Below are 21433 nucleotides of genomic sequence, written 5' to 3'. Positions count from 1 at the left end.
GCGAGGCATGCGGCCTTAGGACTCAGGTCTCCACCGCGAGCCGAGTCCATGCTGACGCCCAACCATGTCGTGACCGCCGCCAAGGCCGTTCTGTTCGTCGGCGCGGGGACCGCCGTCACCCTGATGCTGGGCCCGTACCAGGGCCTGGAGCAGGTGTTCGGCCTCAGCGACAAGGCCGCCCACGCCCTGGCCTTCGGCGGGCTGACGGCGGTGTCGTTCCTGGCCTTCCCGCGCATGCGCCGCAACGACCTGGCGGTCGCCGCGGTCCTGCTGGGCGCCAGCATCGAGGTCGCCCAGTTCTTCGCCCACCGCAGCGCCAGCGTCACCGACCTGGCGGCCGACGCGGTCGGCGTGGCGGTGGTCTATCTGGCCAGCCACATCGAGGCCGTACGCCGCGACGCCCGCGAGCGCGGGGCCATGGATTTCGCCGACATCTCGGCCCAGAAGAACCGCCGCCGCCGTCGTCGCGGCAGCGTGGTCATGCCCGGCGCCAGCGAAGGCATCGAGGCCGAAACGGCTCGCAGCGGCTTCGCCGCTCGCGCCGCCGCGCGGTTCCCGCGCGGGGCGTAAAGGGGGGAGAAAACCCCGCCCTTCGACAAGCTCAGGGTGAGGTTTTCAATCGATCTTCAGCGCCTGCATTCGTCCTCATCCTGAGCTTGTCGAAGGACGAGGGCGTCGCACCGGCCCAGACCCATTTATGGATCAGGTGATCCGCTTGACGCTGACCGGGTCGCTGCCCGGGAAGCTCTCTTCCAGGCCCTCGTCGAGCAGGGCTTCCTGGCGGCTTTCCGAGCACTCGACCTTCTCGGCCAGCTGGTCGTGCTTCTCGCCCTCGGCCAGCGGCTTTTCGGCCAGCTTGGCGTGCGGCGCCTCGATATGACGGTCCTCGGGCTTCAGCTTGGCCTCCGAAGCCGCGTCGGCGGTGCTGGACGCCGTGCCGTGCGTGAAGTGGCGGCCGTCTTCCTGATGATGCTTGTGACCGATCATGATCGGCTTCTCCCGTTCTTCGCCTCAAGGGGCGTCGGGAAGTAAACCCGCCGACCAAGGTGAGGGTTGCTCCGCCCCTCCAGAAACAGGCCGGGCCACAGGCGAGCGTCGACCACCAGACAATCGCCGCGAAGCGCGCTATGCAAACCAGATGCAAAAGTCGCTTCCGCTGCTCGCCTGTCTCCTGCTCGGCGCCTGCGCCGCCACGCCGACACGCGCGCCGGGTCCCACGCCGAGCCTGGCCGTCGAGACCCGCAGCTACGCGACCACGCCCCTGCCCGCGCCGGTCGACCTGCCGCCGGTGGAGGCCTTCGCCGCCGCCGACTTCACCGCTCCGGACGGCGTGCGCCTGCCCTATCGCCTGCTGTCGCCCAACACCAAGGAGCGCCTGCCGCTGGTCGTGGTGCTGCACGGCTCGGGCGCGGTGGGCGACGACAACAAGGCCCAGATGGGCGCCTTCGCCCGCAGCTGGGCCCGCCCCGAGACGGCCAAGGCCTTCCCGGCCTTCGTGCTTGTCCCCCAGGCTCCGACCCGCACGGCCGACTACGCCAAGGGCGTCGACCATCTGCTGGCCTCGCGCCCGGGCGCCAGCCTGCCGGCCATACTGGCCCTGATCGACGATCTGGCGACCCGTCTGCCGATCGACACCGACCGCATCTACCTCGTCGGCTTCTCGATGGGCGGTTCGGCGGCGATGAACGCCGCGGCCGCGCAGCCGGGCAAGTTCGCGGCCGTGGTTGCCTTCTCCGGCGTGCCGCCCGAGCGCGCCCGCGCAGCCAAGGTCGCCCCGACCCCGGTGCTGATCGTCCACGGCGACAAGGACCGCGAGAACCCCTACGCCCCTGACCTGGCCTGGGCCGGCGCCCTGGCCGACGCCGGCGGCGCGGTGCGCTTCGTCTCCTACCGAGGCATGGCCCACGTCGTGCCACCCGACATGATGCACGACAGCGCCTGGCGCGAATGGCTGTTCGCGCAGAAGCGGGGGAAGTAGAGCTTCCCCACTCCCCTTACCCGTCATTCCCGCCCTTGTGGCGGGAAACCCTCTATCAGCCGCAGGTGCGGATGGGGCGACGTGCCGAGCACGTCGCTTGCACCTCACGTGCGAGCGGAACCAGGGGTTCCCGCCACAAGGGCGGGAATGACGGGATGGATTGGTGAGGGCGGCGAGTAGGCCTCGCCCCCTAAAGCCCCGCCCGCGTCAGGGCCTCGCGCACCACCTCGGGCGCGTGGTCGATGACCCGCAGATAGGCCAGCATGGCCGCGTCGGGGCGGGCCTCGCCGTGCTCCAGCTCGCTCAGGGTCGGCAGGGGGATGGCGAAGGCGCGGGAGAATTCGGCCTGCGAGAGACCGCTGCGCCAGCGCACCGCCTGAACCAGGGCGCGGGAAGACCGGACCTCGCTGGGCGCGGCCTTGTCGTCGATGGCGAGATCGGTGGTGGTCACGGCCATAGGATCGCTCCCTTCGCTGCTCTTCTCCCCACAGCCTCTCTATACCCGCTCGATTGCACAAATTCGACGGTCGGGAGTCGTCAATACGACGGTTCGGAGGCTAGAGCGGCCGCAGGTTCACCCCTGGGGCTTGGCCAGCAGCGCCCGCGCCTTGACCTCGACCGCCTCGACGCCCTTCAGCGGGTCGCCGGCGTCGTCGAGGATGTTGGAGAAGCGCTTGAGGTCCTGGGTGCTGATCCGCTTGATCTTGCGGTCGCGCGCCCATTCCATGCCGATCATCTGGCCCAGCTTGCAGGCCTTGGGCAGCAAGGCCGGCTTCTCGGACGCGCCGCCCTTGTTGATCAGCTTGGTGACGATATCGTTCCAGTTGGGCGAGCCGGGGAAGCACAGCGACAGGTCCTGGCAGTTGCCCGTCCAGAAGCGCTTGTACCAGCGGGCGTGCTCGTCGTTCTCGAACCGCAGGCTGCGGGTGGGCTGGACCACGTTCAGGCAATCGCCGCGCACGAACTCCTGCGCGGACGCGGAGCCGGCCATCACGCCGGCGAGCAGCAGGGCCGTCGCCCCGATCGGAAACCGCAACTTCATCCTCCTGATATCCTCCCCCCAGGAGGATCATCACGCCGCCTTTAATCCCGCGCTTCGGACAGAAATGCGGCCGTCGCTTCAATGACTTCGACGAGCGTGAGTCTCTCTATCGTCACCCCTTCGGGCAGGCTTGAAAAGAGCCTGGTGGGGGCGGCCGCATCCAGCATCACGAAGACGCCGCGATCGTCGGCCCGGCGGATCAGGCGGCCGAAGGCCTGGCTGATGCGGGCCCGGGCGATGGAGTCGTCATAGCCCTTGCCGCCGAACTTGGTCCGGCGCGCCTTGTGCAGGATGTCCGGACGCGGCCAGGGCACGCGGTCGAAGACCAGCAGGCGCAAGCTGCGGCCCGGCACGTCCACGCCATCCCTGATCGCGTCCGTGCCCAGCAGGCACGCGTCCTCCTCGGCCCGGAAGATGTCGACCAGGGCGCCGGCCTCCAGCGGATCGACGTGCTGGGCGTAGAGCGGCAGGCCCTTGTCGGCCAGGGGGGCGGCGATGCGCTCGTGCACGGCCTTCAGCCGGCGGATGGCGGTGAACAGGCCCAGCGCCCCGCCGTTGGCCGCCAGGAAGAGCTCGCGCATGGCGGCCGAGACCTGGCGCGCGTCCTCCTTGTTGACGTCGGTGACGACGAAGGCGCGGGCGTTCTTCTCGTAGTCGAAGGGCGAGACCAGGCGCAGCACCTTGGGCGGCTGCGGCAAGCGGGCCGCGCCGGTGCGCATCTCGGCCAGGGCGAAGGGATCCTCCAGCGCCGGATCGACCAGGGTGGCGCTGGTCACCAGCACCCCGTGGGCGGGGCTCAGCACCGCCGCACGCAGCGGCTCGGTCGGATCCACCCAGTGGCGACGGCAGGCGGCGTCGACGACGCGGCCATAGAGGAAGGTCGCCTCGAACCAGTCGACGAAATCGGGATCGTCCTCGGCGTCCTCGTCAATGGCTTTGAGGATCGAGCGCCAGGCCGGCAGGGTCATGCGCGCCCGGCGGTCCAGGCCCCGCAGCGCGCCTTCGATGCGGGCGCGTTCGGACGGGCCCAGGTGCTCGGCGTCCTCGTCGAGCACGTCTTCCAATTGGCGGGCCAGGGCCAGCAGCGGGGCCTCGATCCCGGCCAGGGCGCGGGCGGCCTCGCCGGCCCGCTCGCGCACCAGCTCGACGGCCGGACGGGCGGCGCACTGCATGCCCTGCTCGGGCGTGCCGCGTTCGCTGGAGCGGGCGCGCAGCTGCTCGATGACGGCGACCAGATAGTTCTCGATCGGCCCGATCGGATTGACCTGACCGTCCGGCGGCGCGATCCGCCCTGACCAGCCTTCGCCCGGCAGGGCGGTGGCGGCCTGGATCACCGCGCTCAGGGCTTGGCGGGCGCTTTCCTTGTCGCCCAGGATGTCGAGCAGCCGGGCCTCCAGCCCCCTGCCCCGCCGCCCGCGCCCTTCCGGACCACGGATCCAGCGGCGCAGCTCGGCGGCCTCCGCGCCCGACAGGGCGGCGGAGAAGGCGCTGTCGGCGGCGTCGAACAGGTGGTGGCCCTCGTCGAACACCACCCGCTTGACCGCCGTGGTCTCGTTGTCGCCCTTCAGCCCCCGCGCCGCCCGGGCGCCGTCGAAGGCCGCCTGGGTCATGACCAGGGCGTGGTTGGCGATCACCAGGTCGGCGCGCTTGGAGGCCCGCACGGCCTTTTCGATGAAGCAGACGCGATAGTGCTGGCAGCCGGCGTGGATGCACTCGCCCCGGCGATCGACCAGGTTGGCGGCGCTAGCCTGGGCCGAAGGCGGCACGGAGAACAGGGTCGGCAGCCAGGCCGGATAGTCGCCGCCGGTCATGTCGCCGTCGCGGCTGATCCGCGCCCAGCGCGCGGCCAGGGCCAGGCCCACGAGGTCGCCGTTGCCCAGCTGGGCGCTGTTGACCTGCTCCTGCAGGTTCAGCAGGCAGAGGTAGTTCTCACGCCCTTTGCGCACCACGGCCTTGCGGGCGCGCACCAGGGCGTCGGGATAGATGGCGGCGCTCTCGCGCTCGATCTGGCGCTGCAAAGCGCGGGTGTAGGTGCTGATCCACACCGACGGTCCGTTGGCCTCGGCCCAGACGCTGGCGGGGGCGAGGTAACCAAGCGTCTTGCCGACGCCGGTGCCGGCCTCGGCCAGCATCATCCGCGGCTCGCCTTCGCGTTCCCTCGGCTGGAAGGCGTACGACGTCTCGCGGGCGTAGGTGTCCTGGGCCTCGCGAACCTCGTCCAGCCCCGCGCGGGCCAGCAGCGACTTCAGGCGCTCGGACGCGGCCTCGGGATCGATCGGACGCGACAGCGGCTCGCCGATCGGCGCCTGGTCCTCCCACTCCACCAGCCGCGACCAGACGTCGAGGCCGGAGCTGCGGAACTGGTTGCCGACCGGCACCGAGCGCAGCGCGCCGACCACCGCGGGGCCCCAGGCCCAGCCGGCCCGGGCCAGGGTCTCGGCCACGGCGAGAGCCTCCTCCCGCGAGGGGCGGGGCGTCAGGGCCAGTTCGCGCAGCAGGGCGTCGGCGGCCTCACGCAGGGTCTGGGCCTGGGCGGCCGCGCCGCGCGGCTCGGGCAGGCCCAGGGCCATGGCCAGGCCCACGGCCGACGGCGCGCAGAAGGTGGCCGGACGGGTGAAGGCGTAGAGTTCCAGCACGTCGAAGATCGCCGGGCTGCGGAACGGCGCGTGCAGGTTCAGGCGCTTGGCGGTCATGGCCGCGTGGGCCACCAGCACCGGCCCGTGCTCGAACAGGTCGCGGGCGTCCGGCGGCCGGACGGCGCGGCCCTCGCCCATCCCGTCGGCCACGCCGGCGCGCGGGCCCGGCAGCAGCACCAGGGCCGGGGCAAGGTCGAGACTCGAAGGAAGGGCGCTCACGGCCCGCTGATTAACACTTCACGGCGGGGAAACGAACGGGCAACTGCGCTTCTCTTCGTCGGCCGGCGCTAGCTAAGCCTTTGGATCGTCCGCGCCTCATGCGGCGTTAGCGCGGAGAATTCATTTGGGAGACCCCGCCCGATGCGCCCGCTGATCCCGAGTCTGGCCCTGCTTCTGGCGCTGTCGGCCTGCGCCAGCAATCCGGCCCCGCGCGACACCGTCGCCAGGCTAGACCCGAGCCAGCCGCGCTACGCCAGCCCCAAGTGCCGCAAGGCCCGGGCCGAGGCCGAGCAGTACAACGACCATCGCATCGTCCGCGCCGTCGTCGGCGTCGGCGGCAATGTCGTGGTCCCCTTCGCCGGCGCAGCGGCGGGCACGGCGCTGAGCCACCGCCTGGAGAAGAAGAAGGCCAAGCTGAACCACGCCTTGGCCAAGGCCTGCCTGGACGATCCCCTGGCCCAGAAGGCGGTGGCGGCGCGCTAGAGCGCCAGGGCCTGTTCCAGCGCGAAAGCCAGCGACAGGGCCGCGCCGGTGGTCAGCAGGGTGCGCAGGCGGGGGCGCCAGGCGGGCCCCTCGTGGCTGGTGACGTCCCACAGCCACTGCAGCAGGAACACGAACAGGAAACCGGAAAGCTGCCAGGCGGCGCCGAAGCGCTCAGCCCCCAGCATCAGCGCCACCCCGGCCAGCGGCGGCAGCAGCGACAGCGCCAGCGTCAGCCAGCGCGGACGGAGGTGGTCGATCTCGAGCCCGCAGCGCACGCCGCCGAGATAGGACAGCATGGCCGTCGAATAGGCCAGCAGCGCCACCAGGGCCGGGCCGCGCTGCGAGACGGGGCCGTAACAGAACAGGCCCGAGGCGGCGACGAAGGGAACCAGAGTCGCCAGGCCGAACACCCATACGGTGCGCGGAACCGGCACGCGCTCGCTCACGTGATCCGTCGTCAAGATCAGCACTCCTTCGGAAGGCTCGAGAGCCATCCCCCCACCCCGTCTGCGGCCGTCGGCGTCCCGCCGGTCGCGTAACTCACAGCAACGATAGACCAGACCGCGCGTCGAATTGTTTCACCCGTCGCGGGTTTGCGTCGAAACGATGACTATCACCTAGGTCGGCGCGCAGGTCCACTTGGGATCCACTGGGGGATGCAGCAAGTCCGTAAATACGAAGACGCCCCCGGGACTTGGGTCCCGAGGGCGTCGTCTGGATCGGATGCTCATCGGGCCTAGTAGGCCGAGAGGCGCTTGAGGGTCTCGCCGTCCAGGCCGCCAGAGGTCGGCAGGCTCTGGTCGCGCTGGAAGGCCTGGATAGCCATGCGCAGGGCCGGCGACGACGCGCCGTCCTGCGGACCTTGATAGTAGCCGAGACGCGACAGGGCGCGCTGGGCGGTGGCCATGCCGGCCGACGGCGCGGCGGCGGCGGTCGCCACCAGGGTCGTGCGCGGCGCGGCGGCCAGACGCGAGCGGAACGACTCGGCCGAGCGTTCGGCGATGCGCTGGCTTTCCGGGGTCAGCTGGCCGCGCAGGCGGGTCGCCTGGGTGCGGGCCTCGCCGTCACCGGCGCGGGCCGCGATCAGGTACCAGCGATAGGCCTCGGCCGGGTTCTGGGCGACGCCCGTGCCCTTCTCGTACAGCCGGCCCATGTTGAACTGGCTGTCGACCAGGCCGGCCTCGGCCGCCTTGCGGAACCAGTTGGCGGCCGTCGTCCAGTTCTGCGGGCCGCCCTGGCCGCGCGAGGCGAACAGGCCGACATTGTGCATGGCGCTGGCGTCGCCGCCCTGGGCCGCGCGCTCGTACCAGCGGCGGGCCTCGACCGGATCCTTCTTCAGGCCGCCCTCGCCCATCTCGTACATCTTGGCCAGCACGAACTGGGCTTTGGGCAGGCCGAGGTTGGCGGCCTTGCGCAGCGGGGCGATGCCGGCGCGGTCCTTGGCTTCCAGCAGGCTGACGGCGTCGGCGAACAGGGCCTCTCCGGTGTCCACGTCCGGCTTGGTGGCGGGAGCCGGCGCCGGTGCCGGGACGGCCGCGGCCGCGGCCGCGGCCGAGGTCTGGGCGACCGGGGCCACCACCGCCATGGCCACGCGCGGCTGGGCCGGGGTGGTGTCGGCTTCCGCCGACTTGATCTCGACGTCCGAGGCGCGGCCGGCGATGGCCTTGGCCACGCGGTCGTTGACGCCGACGCCGTCGCGATCGGTCTTCAGGGTGGCGGCGGCCATGCCGACACCCAGCACGGCGGCGCCGCCCGAGACCAGCAGGGCCGCGACCAGGGTCGACGAGGCGCCGCGCTTGGACTTCTTGGGCAGAGCCTTGCCGAAGCCGGCGAACAGCGACTTCGCCGGAGCCTTCTCGGCCTTGGCGGGCTTGATCTTGGCCTTGCTCTCGGCGCCGGCGGCCGCGGCGCGGGCGGCGGCGCGGGCCTGCTCGATGACCTCGCGGGTCGACATCGGGCGGCTCGAGACCGGGGCGGCCTGCGGCTCGGGATCGAAGGCGTCGGCCTCGAAGGCCGGCTCGCGGACCGGCGGGGTCACGGCGAAGCCGTCGGCGGCCTCGAAGTCCTCGTCGGCGAAGCCGGGCGCTTCGGGCTCCTCGATCGGGAAGTCGGGCTCGAACGCGGCGGGCGCGCTGAAGGCCGGAGCCGGGACCGGGGCGGCGGCCGGCGGGAAGCTCGGTTGCGGGAAGGTCGGCTGCTCGAACACGTCCTCGCTGACGGCCTCGCCGCCGAACGAGAAACGGTCCTCGCCGAAGGGCGAGTGCGCCGCGGGCGCCTGACGGGTCGGGGCCGGCGCGGGGGCCGGGGTCTCGGCCAGGCGGCGCTGGGCGTCGGCCAGGCGGGTGTCGATCTTCTCGCGGGCCTCGTCGAGCAGGCGCGCGGTGCGCTCCTCCGACTGGCGGATGCGGTCGATCAGTTCCTGCGAGCTGCGCTCGGCGCGCTGGTTCAGGCGGTCGGTAACCCTAACCACCTGGTCGCCGACATCGTCGATGGCCAGGGCGTTGCGGCGCTCCGAGGCGCTGATGCGCTCGGCCAGCTTCTCGGTGATGCGGGCGATCTCGACGCCCAGCTTCTCCAGGGCCTGGGCCTGGACGCTGTCGTTGCGATTGAGCTTGTGCTCGACGCTGGCGGCGATGCGCGCCACCTCGCCGCCGACCTGCTCGATGGCGTTGGCCTGGCGGGCTTCCGAGGTCTGGATGCGGCGGTTGAAGGCGTCGGCCAGGCCGACGACCTCGCGGCCCATGCGCTCGATGGCCTGGGCCGAGCGCTGCTCGGCGGCCTGAATGTGGGCGGTCATCTCGCCCAGCTTACGCTCCATGCGGTCGAAGCGGCCGTCGGCCGTCTCGCGCAGCTTGGCGGCCATCTCGACCCGGGCGGCCTCCATCTTGGCCGACAGGCTGCCGGCCAGTTCCTCGAGGCGCTTCTGGGCGCTGCCGCCGTCGCCCTCGACGGCCGACAGGCGGTTGTCCAGGGCCGAGAACGAACCGCCCAGCGCCTGCAGCGCCTCGGCGGTGCGGGCCTCGGCGGCTTCCAGGCGCTCCTGAAGACGGGCGACGACTTCTTCCACCACGGCCGAAGCCGGAGCGGCCTCTTTAGCCGCCACCTTGGCTTCCAGCGAGGCGAGGGTCTCGCGGGTGCGGCTTTCGCCTTCGTAGAGGTGGTTGGCCACGCGGCCGACGGCGCTTTCCAGCGCGCGCAGGGCCTCGGCCGAGCGCGGGCCGGCGGCCTCGTTCTCGACGCGGCGCAGGCGCTCGGCGTTGCGGGTCTGCTCGCTCTTGATCTCGTCGGCCAGGCCCTCGAAGCGGGCGGCCACGGCGATCTGCTCGCGCTCGGAGCTGGACAGGCGTTGCAGAGCCCCGCGCACCGACTGGTCGATGCCGGTGATGGCCTGGGCCGAGCGGGCCTCGGCGGCCTCGATGCGCTGGGTCAGGCGGTCGAGCGCCGTGGCCATCCGGCCCACCTCGTCGGCGGGATGCTCGGGGGCCTCGATGCGCGGCGGCGCCTCGACGCGGTCGGCCTCAAGGTAAATGGCGCGGCCGTTCGAACGGCCAGTATCGTTAACGGGATCGGCGGGCGGAGCATCGAAACCGGCGGAATCGCCTTCGATGATCATCCGGTTCAGCCACTCACCGAGGGTCATGCCCGAGCGACGGGCGAGGTCCTTGGCGACCTCCCGTGCTTTCGGGTCAATACCCTTTACGCTCCATGGAGCCGCGGCAGTCATGCGAATCGTTCTCCCCGCACCTGGGGACCCACGCTAGTCACCGATTCCTAGCGTGTAAACGCGACCGAAACGCTAGATGTAGCGTTCCTGTGGACAGGTTAACAGACACAGTTACCAAGGTATGTACAGAGGATTCGGTTCCCGTGTGTTAACGCGCATTAACCTATTGCCAGGCCGATTGTCGCAGGCCATTTGCGGCCGATGGACATGATCCCCACCCTGATCGCGGGCGCGACGACGATCGCCCTGACCGTGCTTTTCGGCTGGCTGGGCGCGCGTCCTTCCAACCCCGCAAGGGGTCCGCGCATGGCGCCGTGGCGTCCGCTGATGATGGTGACGGCGGTGGCGACCCTGCTTCTGGCCGCTCACGCGCTCAATCTGCTGGGCTTTAAGACGGGCGACCCGCGCTATTAGGTCGCGGCCGCTTGGTCAGTCCGGAGACGCCGCCGGACGACATCAGGCCGATGTCGGCGAGCAGAAACGGGATCGCCCAGCGACGAGGTGCCGCAATGTAGCGCGGCTGCCAGACCGGATCGTACTTGTCCTTGTAGCGTCGCACGCCCTGGAAATTGTAGATTCCCTCGCCGCGCTCGTAGAGCAGGCGACCCACGCGCGACATGATCGGGGCCAGCGGGCGGTCGTCCAGACCCGCCAGCGGGGCCATGCCGAACTCGAACGCCGTATAGCCCTCCGCCTTGCCCCACTGCAGGAGCTCGACGAACAGGTAGTCCATGATGTTCTTGGGCGCCTCGTCGGAGTAGCGCATCAGGTCCATCGAGAACGAGGCCTTGTGGGCCGTGGTCCACAGGGTGGCGAAGGCGACGATGCGGCCTTCCGAGCGCACCAGGGCGACCGGGAACTCGGCGACGTAGCGCGGATCGAAGCCGCCCATCGAGAACTGCTTCTCGCCGCCGGCGTGGTGGGCCAGCCAGGAGTCGGAGATCACCCGCAGTTCGGCCATCACCGTCATGGCGGCGCCGGCCGGGATCATTTCGAACGCCGCCCCGCCCTCGCCCGCCTTGCGCCAGTTGCGGCGCAGGACTTCGCGGCGGCGGCCGGCCAGGGAGAAGCTCTCCAGCGGCACCACCGCGCTCTCGCCGGTCTTCTGGATGGCCAGACCCAGATCCACGGTGTCGGGCAGGTCCTCGGGACCCAGGGCGTAGAAGCCGGCCCGCGCCGCATGGGCGTCGGCCAGCTCGCGGAAACGCCAGAACAGTTCCATGCGCTCGTCGTCGCGACCCACGGGCGGGCCCATGGCGATCCACGAGCGGCGGCGCACGCCGAACATCAGGAAGCTCTCGCCCGAGGCCGAGAACAGGAAGCGCTTGTCGCCCAGCAGGGCCAGGTTCGAGGCCGGCTCGGCGGCTTCCGCCTTGGCCAGGATCGCCCGCACGCGGTCGAAGTCGGGATCGGTGTCGTCCACGACCGGCGGCGTCGCCGGGGTGGCGATCAGCCGCCACAGGCCGATGCCCATCAGCACCACCGCCGCGGCGATCGACGAGCGGATGGCCCGCGCGGCCTCCTTGTCGCCCATAATCCGCATCCACGAGCGGTCGGCGTATTCGGTGTGGTGGAACATCCACCAGCCCAGGAAGGCCGCCCCGCCGATGGCCGCGGCCGCCGACAGCAGCCAGCCGGGCGTGATCTCCATGCGCGACAGGGCCGCCTTGCGCGGGAAGGCCTCGTGGAACGGCACGATGGCCAGGAAGAAGACGCTCAGCATCGCCGTCTCTTCCCAGTTCAGCCCCTTGAAGATCGCCAGCACCGCGCCGGCCGCCAGCATCACCAGGGTCGCCCACCAGGCCGCGTCCAGCCGCGCGCGCAGGCCGAAGGCCAGCAGCACCAGAACCAGGCCCAGGATCGACGAGACGAAGTGGCTGATCTCGATCAGCGCCGACGGGGCGAAGGCCAGCAGGATGGCGAAGCGCGTGGGTTCCGACGGCGTCGCGCCCGAGGCCAGCAGCAGCACGCCGGCCGAAGCGGCCAGGATCGCCGCCAGCGTCGGCGCGATCGCCAAGGCGGCGGGTCTCAGTTCTGGCGCGGACATCAAGACCCCTGATCGGCGAATCCCGGACCGGGAAACGTCATCGGCGCTTCTATAACGCCTTCGGGACGTTCCCGTCGCGCGTCGCGATGCGAACGATTGTTTGAATCGACTTGCTCCCAGCGTTCCGTGGCGTAGTCTGCCCTCCGAAGCGGGCCGCAAGCGCCCGAGACGAACCAGGGAGCCCCCGCCATGGCCGACTTCGGCGCCACCGAACTCGACACCTTCCGCGCCGAAACGCGCGCCTGGCTGGAGGCCAACTGCCCGCCCTCCATGCGCACCCCGATCGCCGACGAGAAGGAAGCCCCCTGGGGCGGCGCCAGGGCGCAGTGGAAGAACCCCGACGCCAAGCTCTGGCTCGATCGCATGGCCGACAGGGGCTGGACCGCGCCGATGTGGCCCAAGCAGTACGGCGGCGGCGGCCTCTCGAAGGCCGAGAACAAGGTGCTTGAGCAGGAACTGCGCCGCATCAAGGCCCGCCCCGCCCTGATGAGCTTCGGCGTCTGGATGCTCGGCCCCGTCCTGCTGGAATACGCCACCGAGGAGCAGAAGCAGCGCTTCCTGCCCGGCATCGTCCGCGGCGAGACCCGCTGGTGCCAGGGCTACAGCGAGCCCGGCGCCGGCTCCGACCTCGCCGCCCTCCAGACCAAGTGCGAAGACAAGGACGACCACTGGCTGATCAACGGCCAGAAGGTGTGGACCAGCTATGCCGACCAGGCCGACTGGATCTTCTGCCTGGTGCGCACCGACACCTCCAAGAAGCACGAGGGCATCTCGTTCGTGCTGTTCGACATGACCTCGCCCGGCGTCGAGGCCCGCCCGATCAAGCTGATCAGCGGCTCCTCGCCGTTCTGCGAGACCTTCTTCGACAATGTGAAGGTCCCCAAGGAGCAGTTGGTCGGCAAGGTCAATGGCGGCTGGGAGATCGCCAAGCGCCTGCTCCAGTACGAGCGCCAGAACATCAGCGCCTCGGGCTTCGGCGGCAACGCCGGGCTCGACGTGGCCGAAGCCGCCAAGACCCATGTCGGCGTCGACAGCGAAGGCCGGATCGCCGACGGCGACCTGCGCACCCGCATCGCCGCCCACAAGATGGACGCCCACGCCTTCCTGCTCACCGTTCGCCGGGCCGAAGCCGAGTCCAAGACCGGCTCTGGCCCCAGCGCCGCCGTCTCGATCATCAAGTACGCCGCCGCCAAGATGAACCAGGAGCGCACCGAGCTGCTGGTCGAGGCCCTGGGCCTGCAGGGCCTGGGCTGGGAGGGCGAAGGCTTCACCCCCGACGAGATCGCCGCCCTGCGCGCCATGCTGCGCGCCAAGGGCAACTCCATCGAGGGCGGCACCAGCGAGGTGAACCTCAACGTCGTCGCCAAGCGCGTGCTTGGCCTGCTCGATCACCAGTGAGACGCTCCCGCTGACGCTGGGAGAAAGCTCATGATCGAGTTCTGGTACGAGTTCGCCTCCACCTACTCCTACCCCGCCGCCATGCGGGTGGAGGCCCTGGCCGAGCAGGCCGGGGTGGCGGTGGCGTGGCGGCCGTTCCTGGTCGGGCCGCTGTTCCACGAGCAGCAGGGCCTGACCGACAGCCCGTTCAACGCCTTCCCGGTCAAGGGCGACTACATGTGGCGCGACCTGGCGCGGGTCTGCGACCGCGAGGGCCTGCCGCTGCATCATCCCAGTCAGTTCCCGCGCAACGGGCTCCTCGCGGCTCGCGTAGCGATCTGCGGGCTGGAGGACGGCTGGACGCCGGCCTTCAGCCGCGCCGTCTACCAGGCCAACTTCGTCGACGACCTCGACATCTCCAGCCCCGAGGTCCTGGCGCCGCTGATCGCCAGCGTCGGGGCCGGACCCGAGCACGTCCTGGCCGCCGCCCAGTCCGCCCCGGTCAAGGACCGGCTGAAAGACCACGTCCGCCAGGCCCGCGAGCGCGGCCTGTTCGGCGCCCCTTCCTTCGTCACCACCGACGGCGAGCTCTTCTGGGGCAACGACCGTCTCGAACAGGCCCTGGAATGGGCCGTCCGTCATCAAGACCCGGAGCAAGCCTGACATGGCCGTCCTGACCGAAGAACAGACGATGCTGCGCGACGCGGCCCGCAGCTGGGCCCAGGAGAGCGCCCCGGTCTCGGCCCTGCGCAAGCTGCGCAACGAGGGCTCCAAGCAGAGCTTCGACCCGGCCGCCTGGGGCGAGATGGGCCAGATGGGCTGGGCCGGCGTGGTCGTGCCCGAAGCCCACGAGGGCTCGGGCTTCGGCTATCTGGGCCTCGGTTTGATCCTGGAGGAGACCGGCAAGACCCTGGCCGCCTCCCCGCTCCTCTCCACCGCCCTGATCGCCGCCAGCGCCCTGGAGCTTGGCGGCTCCGACGCCCAGAAGGCCGCCTGGCTGCCGAAGATCGCCACCGGCGAGATCGTCGCTTCCCTGGCCGTCGACGAGCACGCCCACCACAACCCGACTCGGATCGCCTTGTTCGCCAGCGAAAAGGGCAATGGGTACAAGCTGAACGGAACCAAGACCTTCGTCCTCGACGGCGAAGCCGCCGACCTGCTGATCGTCGCCGCCCGCACCAGCGGCAAGAGCGGCGACACGGACGGGATCACTCTGTTCCTCGTCCCCGGTGACGCCCCGGGCGTCACCCGCACTCACCTGTCGCTGGTCGACAGCCGAGGCGCGGCCAAGATCACCTTCGACAACGTCGAGGTCGGCGCCGACGCCGTCCTTGGCCAGGAAGGCCACGGCTGGGCGATCCTCGAGCCCGTGCTCGACCGCGCCTATGCGGGGCTGGCCGCCGAGATGCTGGGCACGGCCACGGCAGCCTTCGAGATCACTCTCGACTACCTGAAGACCCGCACCCAGTTTGGCCAGGTGATCGGAACCTTCCAGGCCCTGCAGCACCGCGCCGCCAAGTGGTTCACCGACCTGGAGACCACCCGCTCCTGCGTCGAGGCCGCCCTGGAGGCCTTCGACGCCGGCGCCGACAGCCGGGCGCTCGCCTCCCTCGCCAAGGCCAAGGCCAGCGAAGTGCTGCACCTGGCCTCCAACGAGATGGTCCAGATGCACGGCGGCATCGGCATGACCGACGAGCACGACGCGGGCCTCTACATGAAGCGCGCCCGCGTGGCCGAGGCCCTGTTCGGCGGGGCGGCGTTCCACCGCGACCGCTACGCCCGGCTGATGGGTTTCTAGAACGAGGCGGGCGGGACCTTCACCCTAGGAACCGCCCTCCCCGCAACCGGTTCTCTTGCCCTACCCACAACGGCAGGAGCCCCCATGAGCACCGACCCCAACGACAAGGCCGCCGTCGAAAAGCGCCTCTGGAAGGAGATCGACGACGCCCGCTTCGGCATGCTGGGCCTCGTCCACAGCCACCAGCACTTCCAGCCGATGACCGCCTTCGCCGAGCCCGAGGACGGCGCGATCTGGTTCTTCACCCGCGACGACACCGACCTGGCGCAGGCCGTCCTGGCCGACGGCGGCGACGCCATGTTCGTGGTCCAGGCCAAGGACGGCGACTTCCAGGCCTGCGTCGGCGGCCGTCTCAGCCGCGACCACGACACCGCCCGCATCCAGCGCTGGTGGTCGCCCGTGGTCGCCGCCTGGTATCCCGACGGCAAGGACGACCCGCACCTGACCCTGCTACGCCTCGACGCCCGCGACGCCGAGCTGTGGATCTCCAAGGGCGGCGCCGTGCGCTTCGCCTGGGAGATCGCCAAGGCCAACCTCACCGACCGCACGCCGGACCTGGGCGATCGGGCCCATATCGGCATCGCCTGACGTCAGACGGCGGACGATCCGCGATCACGGGCCGCGCCGGCTTACGGCGCGGCCTTTTCGTTGCGTCACCCTTGGCGCGCCCCTTTGATTTCTTTGTAGTTTCGGCCTGGACCAACACACTCCGTCGGGAACCCGACATAAGCCATATAGTCGGAGCTATTGAAGGTCATACGGACACAATATAGCCCCAACTCGATTTAGTTCCGACGACGCCTGCATTGCGTCGGCTACCTGACAGCGCCGCACCCCAGTCCTGCCTATAGCTTGCAACCCTTGCCGCAAGCCGGCGTTCGATTCGCCATGACAGGGCCTCTACACCCCTTGAAGAACCGTCTGCTCGCTTCCTTGTCCCCCGAGGATTTCGGCTACATCGCCGCCCAGTTGTCCCATCAGGACCTGGAGAAGGGGAAGCTGCTGTACGATCCCGGCGATCAGATCGACACGGTCTACTTCCCGCACGACTGCGTCATCTCGCTGATGACGCTGATGGAGAACGGCGCGGCCATCGAATCCGCCACCGTCGGCCGCGAGGGCGGCCTCGGGCTGATGGCCGCCATCTCGCCGCGCCAGTCGCTGTCGCGCGCCATCGTCCAGGCGCCAGGCGGCGTCTCGCGCATCAGCGCCACGGCCCTGCGCGACGGCGTCGAACGCAGTCCGCTGTTGCGCGACCTGATCGAGCGCCACAACGAGGCGCTGTTCGGCCACGCCATCCAGTCGGTGGCCTGCAACGCCCTGCACGCGGTGGAGGCGCGGTTCTGCCGCTGGCTGCTGGGCTTCCGCGACCGGATAGACGTCGACACCATAAGCCTGACCCAGGAGTTCCTGGCCGACATGCTGGGCGTCCAGCGCACCACGGTCACCGCCGTGGCCGGCGCCCTGCAGGCCAAGGGCCTGATCCGCTACCGCCGCGGCGTCGTCGACATCCTCGACCGCCCGGGCCTCGAGGCCATCGCCTGCGAATGCTACGGCGCGGTGCGGAAGGGGTATGAGCGCCTGCTGCCGGAACCGTTCGGCAGTTAGGCGCTGGCGCGACCATGAACCACCTCTCCCATAGGGAGAGGGAGGGGCCCATGCGCAGCATGGGAGGGTGAGGGGTTACACCGTGGGCGGTCCCACCCCCTAGAACTCCAGTCAAAAGAAAAGGGGCAAGCCGGCCTGCGGCTTACCCCCTCACCCTCCCACGCCTTCGGCGCGGGCCCCTCCCTCTCCCCATGGGAGAGGTTGGAAATTGCTACCGTTTGCGCACCGGGAACGGCGCGTGGGTCAGGCGCAGCAGGTTGGCCGCCCCCGGCGCGCCGAACGGCGTGCCAGCGACGATCAGGATGCGCTCGCCGGGCTTGGCGAGTTCCAGCTCCAGGGCCCGGGCGGCGGCGTCGGTGGTGACGACCTCCAGGCTGTCGGGCTGGGCGCTGACGCGCGGCTCGACACCCCAGACCAGGGCCATGCGGCGCACGGCCTCGATCTTCGGCGACAGGGCCAGCACCGGCTGCAAGGGCCGCTCGCGCGCCAAACGACGCGCGGTGGCGCCCGTGGTGGTGAAGGCCACCAGGCACTTGGTCGAGCCCGACTTGGCCGCGCCGGCGGCCGCGACCACCAGCACGTCGGCGTCCTCGTCGACATGCGGCTGCTCGGCCTGCATCAGCTCGGGCCAGCGCGGGTCGCGTTCGACGCGCTCGATGATGCGGTTCATCATCGCCACCGACTCTTCGGGATAGTCGCCGGCCGCGCTTTCGGCCGACAGCATCACCGCGTCCGCGCCCTCGTAGACGGCGTTGGCCACGTCCGAGGCCTCGGCTCGGGTCGGGGTCGGCGAGCTGGTCATCGACTCCAGCATCTGGGTGGCGACGATCACCGGGATGCCGCGCTCACGCGCCGCCCGCAGGATCTCCTTCTGCGCCACCGGCACCTCTTCCGGCGCCATTTCGACGCCGAGGTCGCCACGGGCCACCATCACGCCGTCGCACAGATCGAGGATCGGACCCAGGGTCTGAAGCGCCTGGGGCTTTTCGATCTTGGCCAGCACCGCGGCGCGGCCTTCGACGATGCGGCGCAGCTCGGCCATGTCTTCCGGCGCCTGCACGAACGACAGGGCGATCCAGTCGACGCCGAGGCGCAGAGCGAAAGCCAAGTCCTCGCGGTCCTTCGGCGTCAGGGGCGACATCGGGATGATGACGTCCGGCACCGCCACGCCCTTGCGTTCCGACAGCTTGCCGCCGTTGACGACCGTGGTGTTGGCGTAGCCGGGGCCAGCCTCGTTCACGGTCATCCGCAGCTTGCCGTCGTCGAGCAGCAGGGTCGCGCCCGGCTTCATCGCCGTCAGGATCTCGGGGTGGGGAAGATGAACCCGCGTCTCGTCGCCCGGGGTCGGGTCGGAATCGAACCGGAAGGCCTGGCCGGGCTTCAGCTGAACCGGACCGTCGGCGAACTTGCCGACGCGCAGCTTGGGCCCTTGCAGGTCGGCCAGGATGCCCAGCGGACGACCGACCTCCGCCTCCGCCGCGCGGATGGCGGCGTAGACGGCGGCATGGGTCTCGTGGGCGCCGTGGCTGAAGTTCAGCCGGAACACGTCGGCGCCGGCCTTGGCCAGCTTGACGATCATTTCCGGTGAGGCCGAGGCCGGACCGATGGTGGCGACGATGCGGGAACGACGCGCGCGGATCATGCGGCCGCTCCTTTGTTATTTTTGGGGGTTATTTGGGACAGAAAGCGTCGCCCTCGTTGGACGCCAACTGGATTTCGGTGAGCGAAATCGTCAGCGGCCCCGAGGTGCTCAGGCCGAACGGAGAGGAAACGTGCGCCATTTGGGCGCCCGCCGCCTGGAAACAGGAAAGTTTGATCTTGGCTGTACGCCATTCGCTGTTTTTCAAACCTGACAACGTTGACGTTACGTCTAGCCGTCCACCGCAGGATTCGCCACAACCGACAGTCAGATAAACCGGCGCCGTCGGCGCCTTGTCGACCCGCCAGCGCACCATCACCGCCATGTCGCCGGTGGTCTGGCGCGAGAGGTCCACGGGCGGCCCCTGCACGGCCAGCAGGCCTTCGCCCTCCCCGGTCCAGGTCGCCTGGCGGCCGTTCTCCTGGGCGTCGGCGTCGATCGTCTTGACCGCCCCCGCGCCCGAGAAGCTCAGCATCCATGGCGCCGGAACACGGCCGGCCACGAAATAGCGGTCGACGCTGGCGGCGGTTCCCAGGTCGCCGGCGTTCTCCAACAGCTCTCCGACCTTGGCCGGCTTGGCGTAGCTCAGGCCATAGCCGTAGGCGAACTGCGGGTCGTAGCCCGGCTGGCCGCGGTTCAGCGGGCCCTGGTCGGCGCGCTTGGGCCAGCTGAACGACAGCTTGCCGGTGAAGTCGCGCCTGGACTTGCCGTCCTTGCCCGCCACCAGCACGTCGGCGACGCCGCCGCCTTCCGAGCCCGGCAGCCAGGCGGCCACGAAGGCGTCCGAAGCGTTGATCTCCGGGTTGGTCCACAGCGGACGGCCCGACAGGAACACCGCCACCACCGGAATCCCTTGCGCCTTCAGCTTCTTCAGCAGCTCCAGATCGGTCTTGCCGTTGGGCTGATAGGCCAGGTTGGCCACGTCGCCCTGGAACTCGGCATAGGGATCCTCGCCGAACACCACGATGGCCACGTCGGGCTTCTGGCCAGAGAACTTGCCGTCCTTGGCCAGGGTCGCCTTGCCGCCGGCCGCCTCGACCGCTTCCTTCAGCCCGCCCCAGATCGACTGGCCATGCGGGAAGTCCGCATTGGTGTTGCCCGTGCCCTGCCAGGTCAGCGTCCAGCCGCCCGAGGCCTTGCCGATGTCGTCGGCCGCGCCGGCCACCAGCACGTTCGCTCCTGATTTGATCGGCAGCACGCCGTCGTTCTTCAGCAGCACCAGCGACTTGGCCACCGCCTCACGCGCCACAGCGCGGTGATCGGCCGAGCCCAGACGGTCGAACTTACCCTGCACCTGCGGCGCGACGCGGTCGAACAGGCCGGCCTTGACCTTGACCCGCAGGATGCGGCGCACGGCGTCGTCCAGCCGCGCCATCGGGATCTCGCCCGACTTCACCTGCTTCAGCGTGTTCTCGTAGAGGCCCTTCCAGCTGTCGGGGGCCATGTACATGTCGAGGCCTGCGTTCATCGCCTGCGGGCACGAGACGTTCGAGCAGCCCTCGAGCTGGCCGTGGGCGTTCCAGTCGCTGACCACGAAGCCCTCGAAGCCCAGCCGGCCCTTCAGCACGTCGGTGATCAGGGTCTTGTTGCCGGTGATCTTCTGGCCGTTCCAGCTGGAGAACGAGGCCATCACCGTCAAGATGCCGGCGTCGATGCTGGGCGGATAGCCCTGGGCGTGGACGGCCACCAGCTCCTGCTCGGAGATCAGGGCGTCGCCCTGGTCGCGGCCGTCATGGGTGCCGCCGTCGGCCAGGAAATGCTTGGCGCTGCCGGCGATGCGGCCCGGCGCGATCGGCTTGCCGGCGACGAGCTTGCCTTGCAGGCCCAGGGTCATCGGCCCCGAATAGCTGGCGACGATCTCCGGATCCTCGCCATAGCCCTCGTAGCTGCGGCCCCAGCGGTCGTCGCGCGGCACGGCCACCGTCGGGCCGAAGGTCCAGTCGCCGCCGGCCACGGCCACCTCTTCGGCGGTCGCCTGGCCGATGCGCTCGATCAGGGCCGGGTCGCGCATCGCGCCCAGGCCCACATTGTGCGGAAAGATCGTCGCCCCGACGATGTTGTTGTGACCGTGCACGGCGTCGATGCCGAACAGCAGCGGGATCGGCGTGCGGCCCGGACGCTTGGCCAGGGCCTCCTTGCGGTAGGAGTCGATCAGATCGGTCCAGGCCTTGGGCGTGGCGCGGTCGTTGCCATCCGGCGCCGAGTTGCCGCCGGCCAGGATCGAGCCCAGAGGATAGGTCGCCAGGTCCGCCGGGGTCATCGAGGCGATGTCGCCCTGGATCGTCTGGCCGACCTTCTCCTCGACGCTCATCTTCTTCATCAGGTCGGTGATGAAGGCTTCGGTCTTGGCGTCGGTGATGCTGGCCGGGCTCTTGGCCGCCGGCCAGGCCTCGGGGTGGGCGGTCGTCTGCGGAGTGGTCGCGATCAGGGGCTGGGCCAGCACGGGCAAGGCCAGACCGGCGGCGAGCGCCGGCAGCGAGGCGCGAAGAAGCAGGCGACGAAGGTTCATGGCGGGGCCCCTGGATCGAGAGACTGGAAAGCGGAAAAGAACGGCGCGGCGGATCCGCCGCGCCGCAGTGGGAGCAACCCCTTGCAGGAGGGGTCTCCAGAGGTCCGCCCGACGACCGGGGGGGACCGGCGGCCGTCGGGCGTCATCCCCACCGACGCAGGGCGTCGGCGCTGGAGCGGGATGAAGACGATGCACTCAGGAGGGCCGGGCGCGGTTTCGCGCCGCACGGCCCCAACGGTTTCCTTCCCTTGTTTCTTTTCGATCCGCCGCGCCGAGGGCCTGTCGAGGCGCTCGGCGATAGCGGTCACATTTGTCAGACACCATGAATTGACAGCGCTGTCCATCCTCTTTTGGCGTCCGTGGAAGCCTCGCT

General features: G+C 70.2%; 18 protein-coding genes. 9 read left to right on the top strand and 9 right to left on the bottom strand.

Annotated elements, in window-relative coordinates; all coding sequences use genetic code 11:
- Positions 1-48: 48 nt before the first annotated feature.
- Entirely contained in the window at positions 49-570 is a 522-nt protein-coding gene (locus AC2YHT_RS17130) for a VanZ family protein (protein ID WP_487290976.1), read from the top strand.
- Positions 571-702: 132 nt separating this feature from the next.
- On the opposite strand, the gene AC2YHT_RS17125 is transcribed toward AC2YHT_RS17130, so the two are convergent.
- A complete protein-coding gene (locus AC2YHT_RS17125; RefSeq protein WP_110119337.1) occupies positions 703-987 on the bottom strand; it encodes a hypothetical protein in 285 nt (94 codons plus the stop codon).
- A 151-nt stretch (positions 988-1138) separates the two neighbouring features.
- Between AC2YHT_RS17125 and AC2YHT_RS17120 the strand changes: the two genes are divergently transcribed.
- Entirely contained in the window at positions 1139-1978 is an 840-nt protein-coding gene (locus AC2YHT_RS17120; protein WP_487290975.1) for a carboxylesterase family protein, read from the top strand.
- Between the two features lie 190 nt (positions 1979-2168).
- Here AC2YHT_RS17120 and AC2YHT_RS17115 read toward each other — a convergent pair whose 3' ends face one another.
- The 3 genes from AC2YHT_RS17115 to AC2YHT_RS17105 all read right to left on the bottom strand — a co-directional run bounded on the left by AC2YHT_RS17115 (position 2169) and on the right by AC2YHT_RS17105 (position 5794).
- A complete protein-coding gene (locus tag AC2YHT_RS17115; protein ID WP_487290974.1) occupies positions 2169-2435 on the bottom strand; it encodes a helix-turn-helix domain-containing protein in 267 nt (88 codons plus the stop codon).
- Positions 2436-2552: 117 nt separating this feature from the next.
- Positions 2553-3020: a hypothetical protein gene (locus tag AC2YHT_RS17110; protein ID WP_110119340.1), complete on the bottom strand. Its 468-nt coding sequence runs from the start codon at positions 3018-3020 to the stop codon at positions 2553-2555.
- Between the two features lie 41 nt (positions 3021-3061).
- Positions 3062-5794, bottom strand: coding sequence for an ATP-dependent DNA helicase (locus tag AC2YHT_RS17105; RefSeq protein WP_487291043.1), 2733 nt, complete (start codon positions 5792-5794; stop codon positions 3062-3064).
- A gap of 222 nt (positions 5795-6016) precedes the next feature.
- Here AC2YHT_RS17105 and AC2YHT_RS17100 point away from each other — a divergent pair, with 222 nt between their 5' ends.
- Positions 6017-6358 carry a hypothetical protein gene (locus AC2YHT_RS17100; RefSeq protein WP_487290973.1) on the top strand — a complete coding sequence of 114 codons (342 nt, stop codon included), beginning with the start codon at positions 6017-6019 and terminating at the stop codon, positions 6356-6358.
- Here the strand turns inward: AC2YHT_RS17100 and AC2YHT_RS17095 are convergent.
- The gene (locus AC2YHT_RS17095) at positions 6355-6819 is read right to left on the bottom strand and encodes a DUF3429 domain-containing protein (RefSeq protein WP_487290972.1); all 465 of its coding nucleotides are present in this window, start codon (positions 6817-6819) and stop codon (positions 6355-6357) included. The two genes, AC2YHT_RS17100 and AC2YHT_RS17095, sit on opposite strands and share 4 nt — an antisense overlap.
- A 275-nt stretch (positions 6820-7094) precedes the next feature.
- Positions 7095-10082, bottom strand: a complete 2988-nt coding sequence (locus AC2YHT_RS17090; RefSeq protein WP_487290971.1) for an SEL1-like repeat protein — start codon at positions 10080-10082, stop codon at positions 7095-7097.
- A 201-nt stretch (positions 10083-10283) separates the two neighbouring features.
- Between AC2YHT_RS17090 and AC2YHT_RS17085 the strand changes: the two genes are divergently transcribed.
- Positions 10284-10496, top strand: a complete 213-nt coding sequence (locus tag AC2YHT_RS17085) for a hypothetical protein (protein ID WP_110119342.1) — start codon at positions 10284-10286, stop codon at positions 10494-10496.
- Here the strand turns inward: AC2YHT_RS17085 and AC2YHT_RS17080 are convergent.
- Positions 10471-12129: a phosphatidylglycerol lysyltransferase domain-containing protein gene (locus AC2YHT_RS17080; protein WP_487290970.1), complete on the bottom strand. Its 1659-nt coding sequence runs from the start codon at positions 12127-12129 to the stop codon at positions 10471-10473. The genes AC2YHT_RS17085 and AC2YHT_RS17080 overlap by 26 nt on opposite strands.
- Before the next feature lie 189 nt (positions 12130-12318).
- Between AC2YHT_RS17080 and AC2YHT_RS17075 the strand changes: the two genes are divergently transcribed.
- From AC2YHT_RS17075 to AC2YHT_RS17055, 5 genes are all read left to right on the top strand, one after another.
- Positions 12319-13527, top strand: coding sequence for an acyl-CoA dehydrogenase family protein (locus AC2YHT_RS17075; protein WP_487290969.1), 1209 nt, complete (start codon positions 12319-12321; stop codon positions 13525-13527).
- A gap of 30 nt (positions 13528-13557) precedes the next feature.
- The gene (locus tag AC2YHT_RS17070; protein WP_487290968.1) at positions 13558-14169 is read left to right on the top strand and encodes a DsbA family protein; all 612 of its coding nucleotides are present in this window, start codon (positions 13558-13560) and stop codon (positions 14167-14169) included.
- A gap of 1 nt (position 14170) precedes the next feature.
- Positions 14171-15304 carry an acyl-CoA dehydrogenase family protein gene (locus AC2YHT_RS17065; RefSeq protein ID WP_487290967.1) on the top strand — a complete coding sequence of 378 codons (1134 nt, stop codon included), beginning with the start codon at positions 14171-14173 and terminating at the stop codon, positions 15302-15304.
- Between the two features lie 84 nt (positions 15305-15388).
- Positions 15389-15892 (top strand): pyridoxamine 5'-phosphate oxidase family protein, encoded by a 504-nt coding sequence (locus tag AC2YHT_RS17060; protein ID WP_487290966.1) that lies wholly within the window; start codon positions 15389-15391, stop codon positions 15890-15892.
- 345 nt (positions 15893-16237) lie between these two features.
- Positions 16238-16912 (top strand): Crp/Fnr family transcriptional regulator, encoded by a 675-nt coding sequence (locus AC2YHT_RS17055; RefSeq protein ID WP_487290965.1) that lies wholly within the window; start codon positions 16238-16240, stop codon positions 16910-16912.
- A 211-nt stretch (positions 16913-17123) separates the two neighbouring features.
- Here AC2YHT_RS17055 and pyk read toward each other — a convergent pair whose 3' ends face one another.
- Both pyk and AC2YHT_RS17045 read right to left on the bottom strand, forming a co-directional pair.
- Positions 17124-18554, bottom strand: a complete 1431-nt coding sequence (gene pyk, locus AC2YHT_RS17050) for a pyruvate kinase (protein WP_487290964.1) — start codon at positions 18552-18554, stop codon at positions 17124-17126.
- Between the two features lie 28 nt (positions 18555-18582).
- Positions 18583-21060 carry a glycoside hydrolase family 3 protein gene (locus tag AC2YHT_RS17045; RefSeq protein ID WP_487290963.1) on the bottom strand — a complete coding sequence of 826 codons (2478 nt, stop codon included), beginning with the start codon at positions 21058-21060 and terminating at the stop codon, positions 18583-18585.
- Between the last annotated feature and the right edge of the window lie 373 nt (positions 21061-21433).

The sequence above is a fragment of the Caulobacter sp. SRI_008 genome (assembly GCF_057586355.1).
This window is presented reverse-complemented; position numbering and strand designations above follow the sequence as displayed.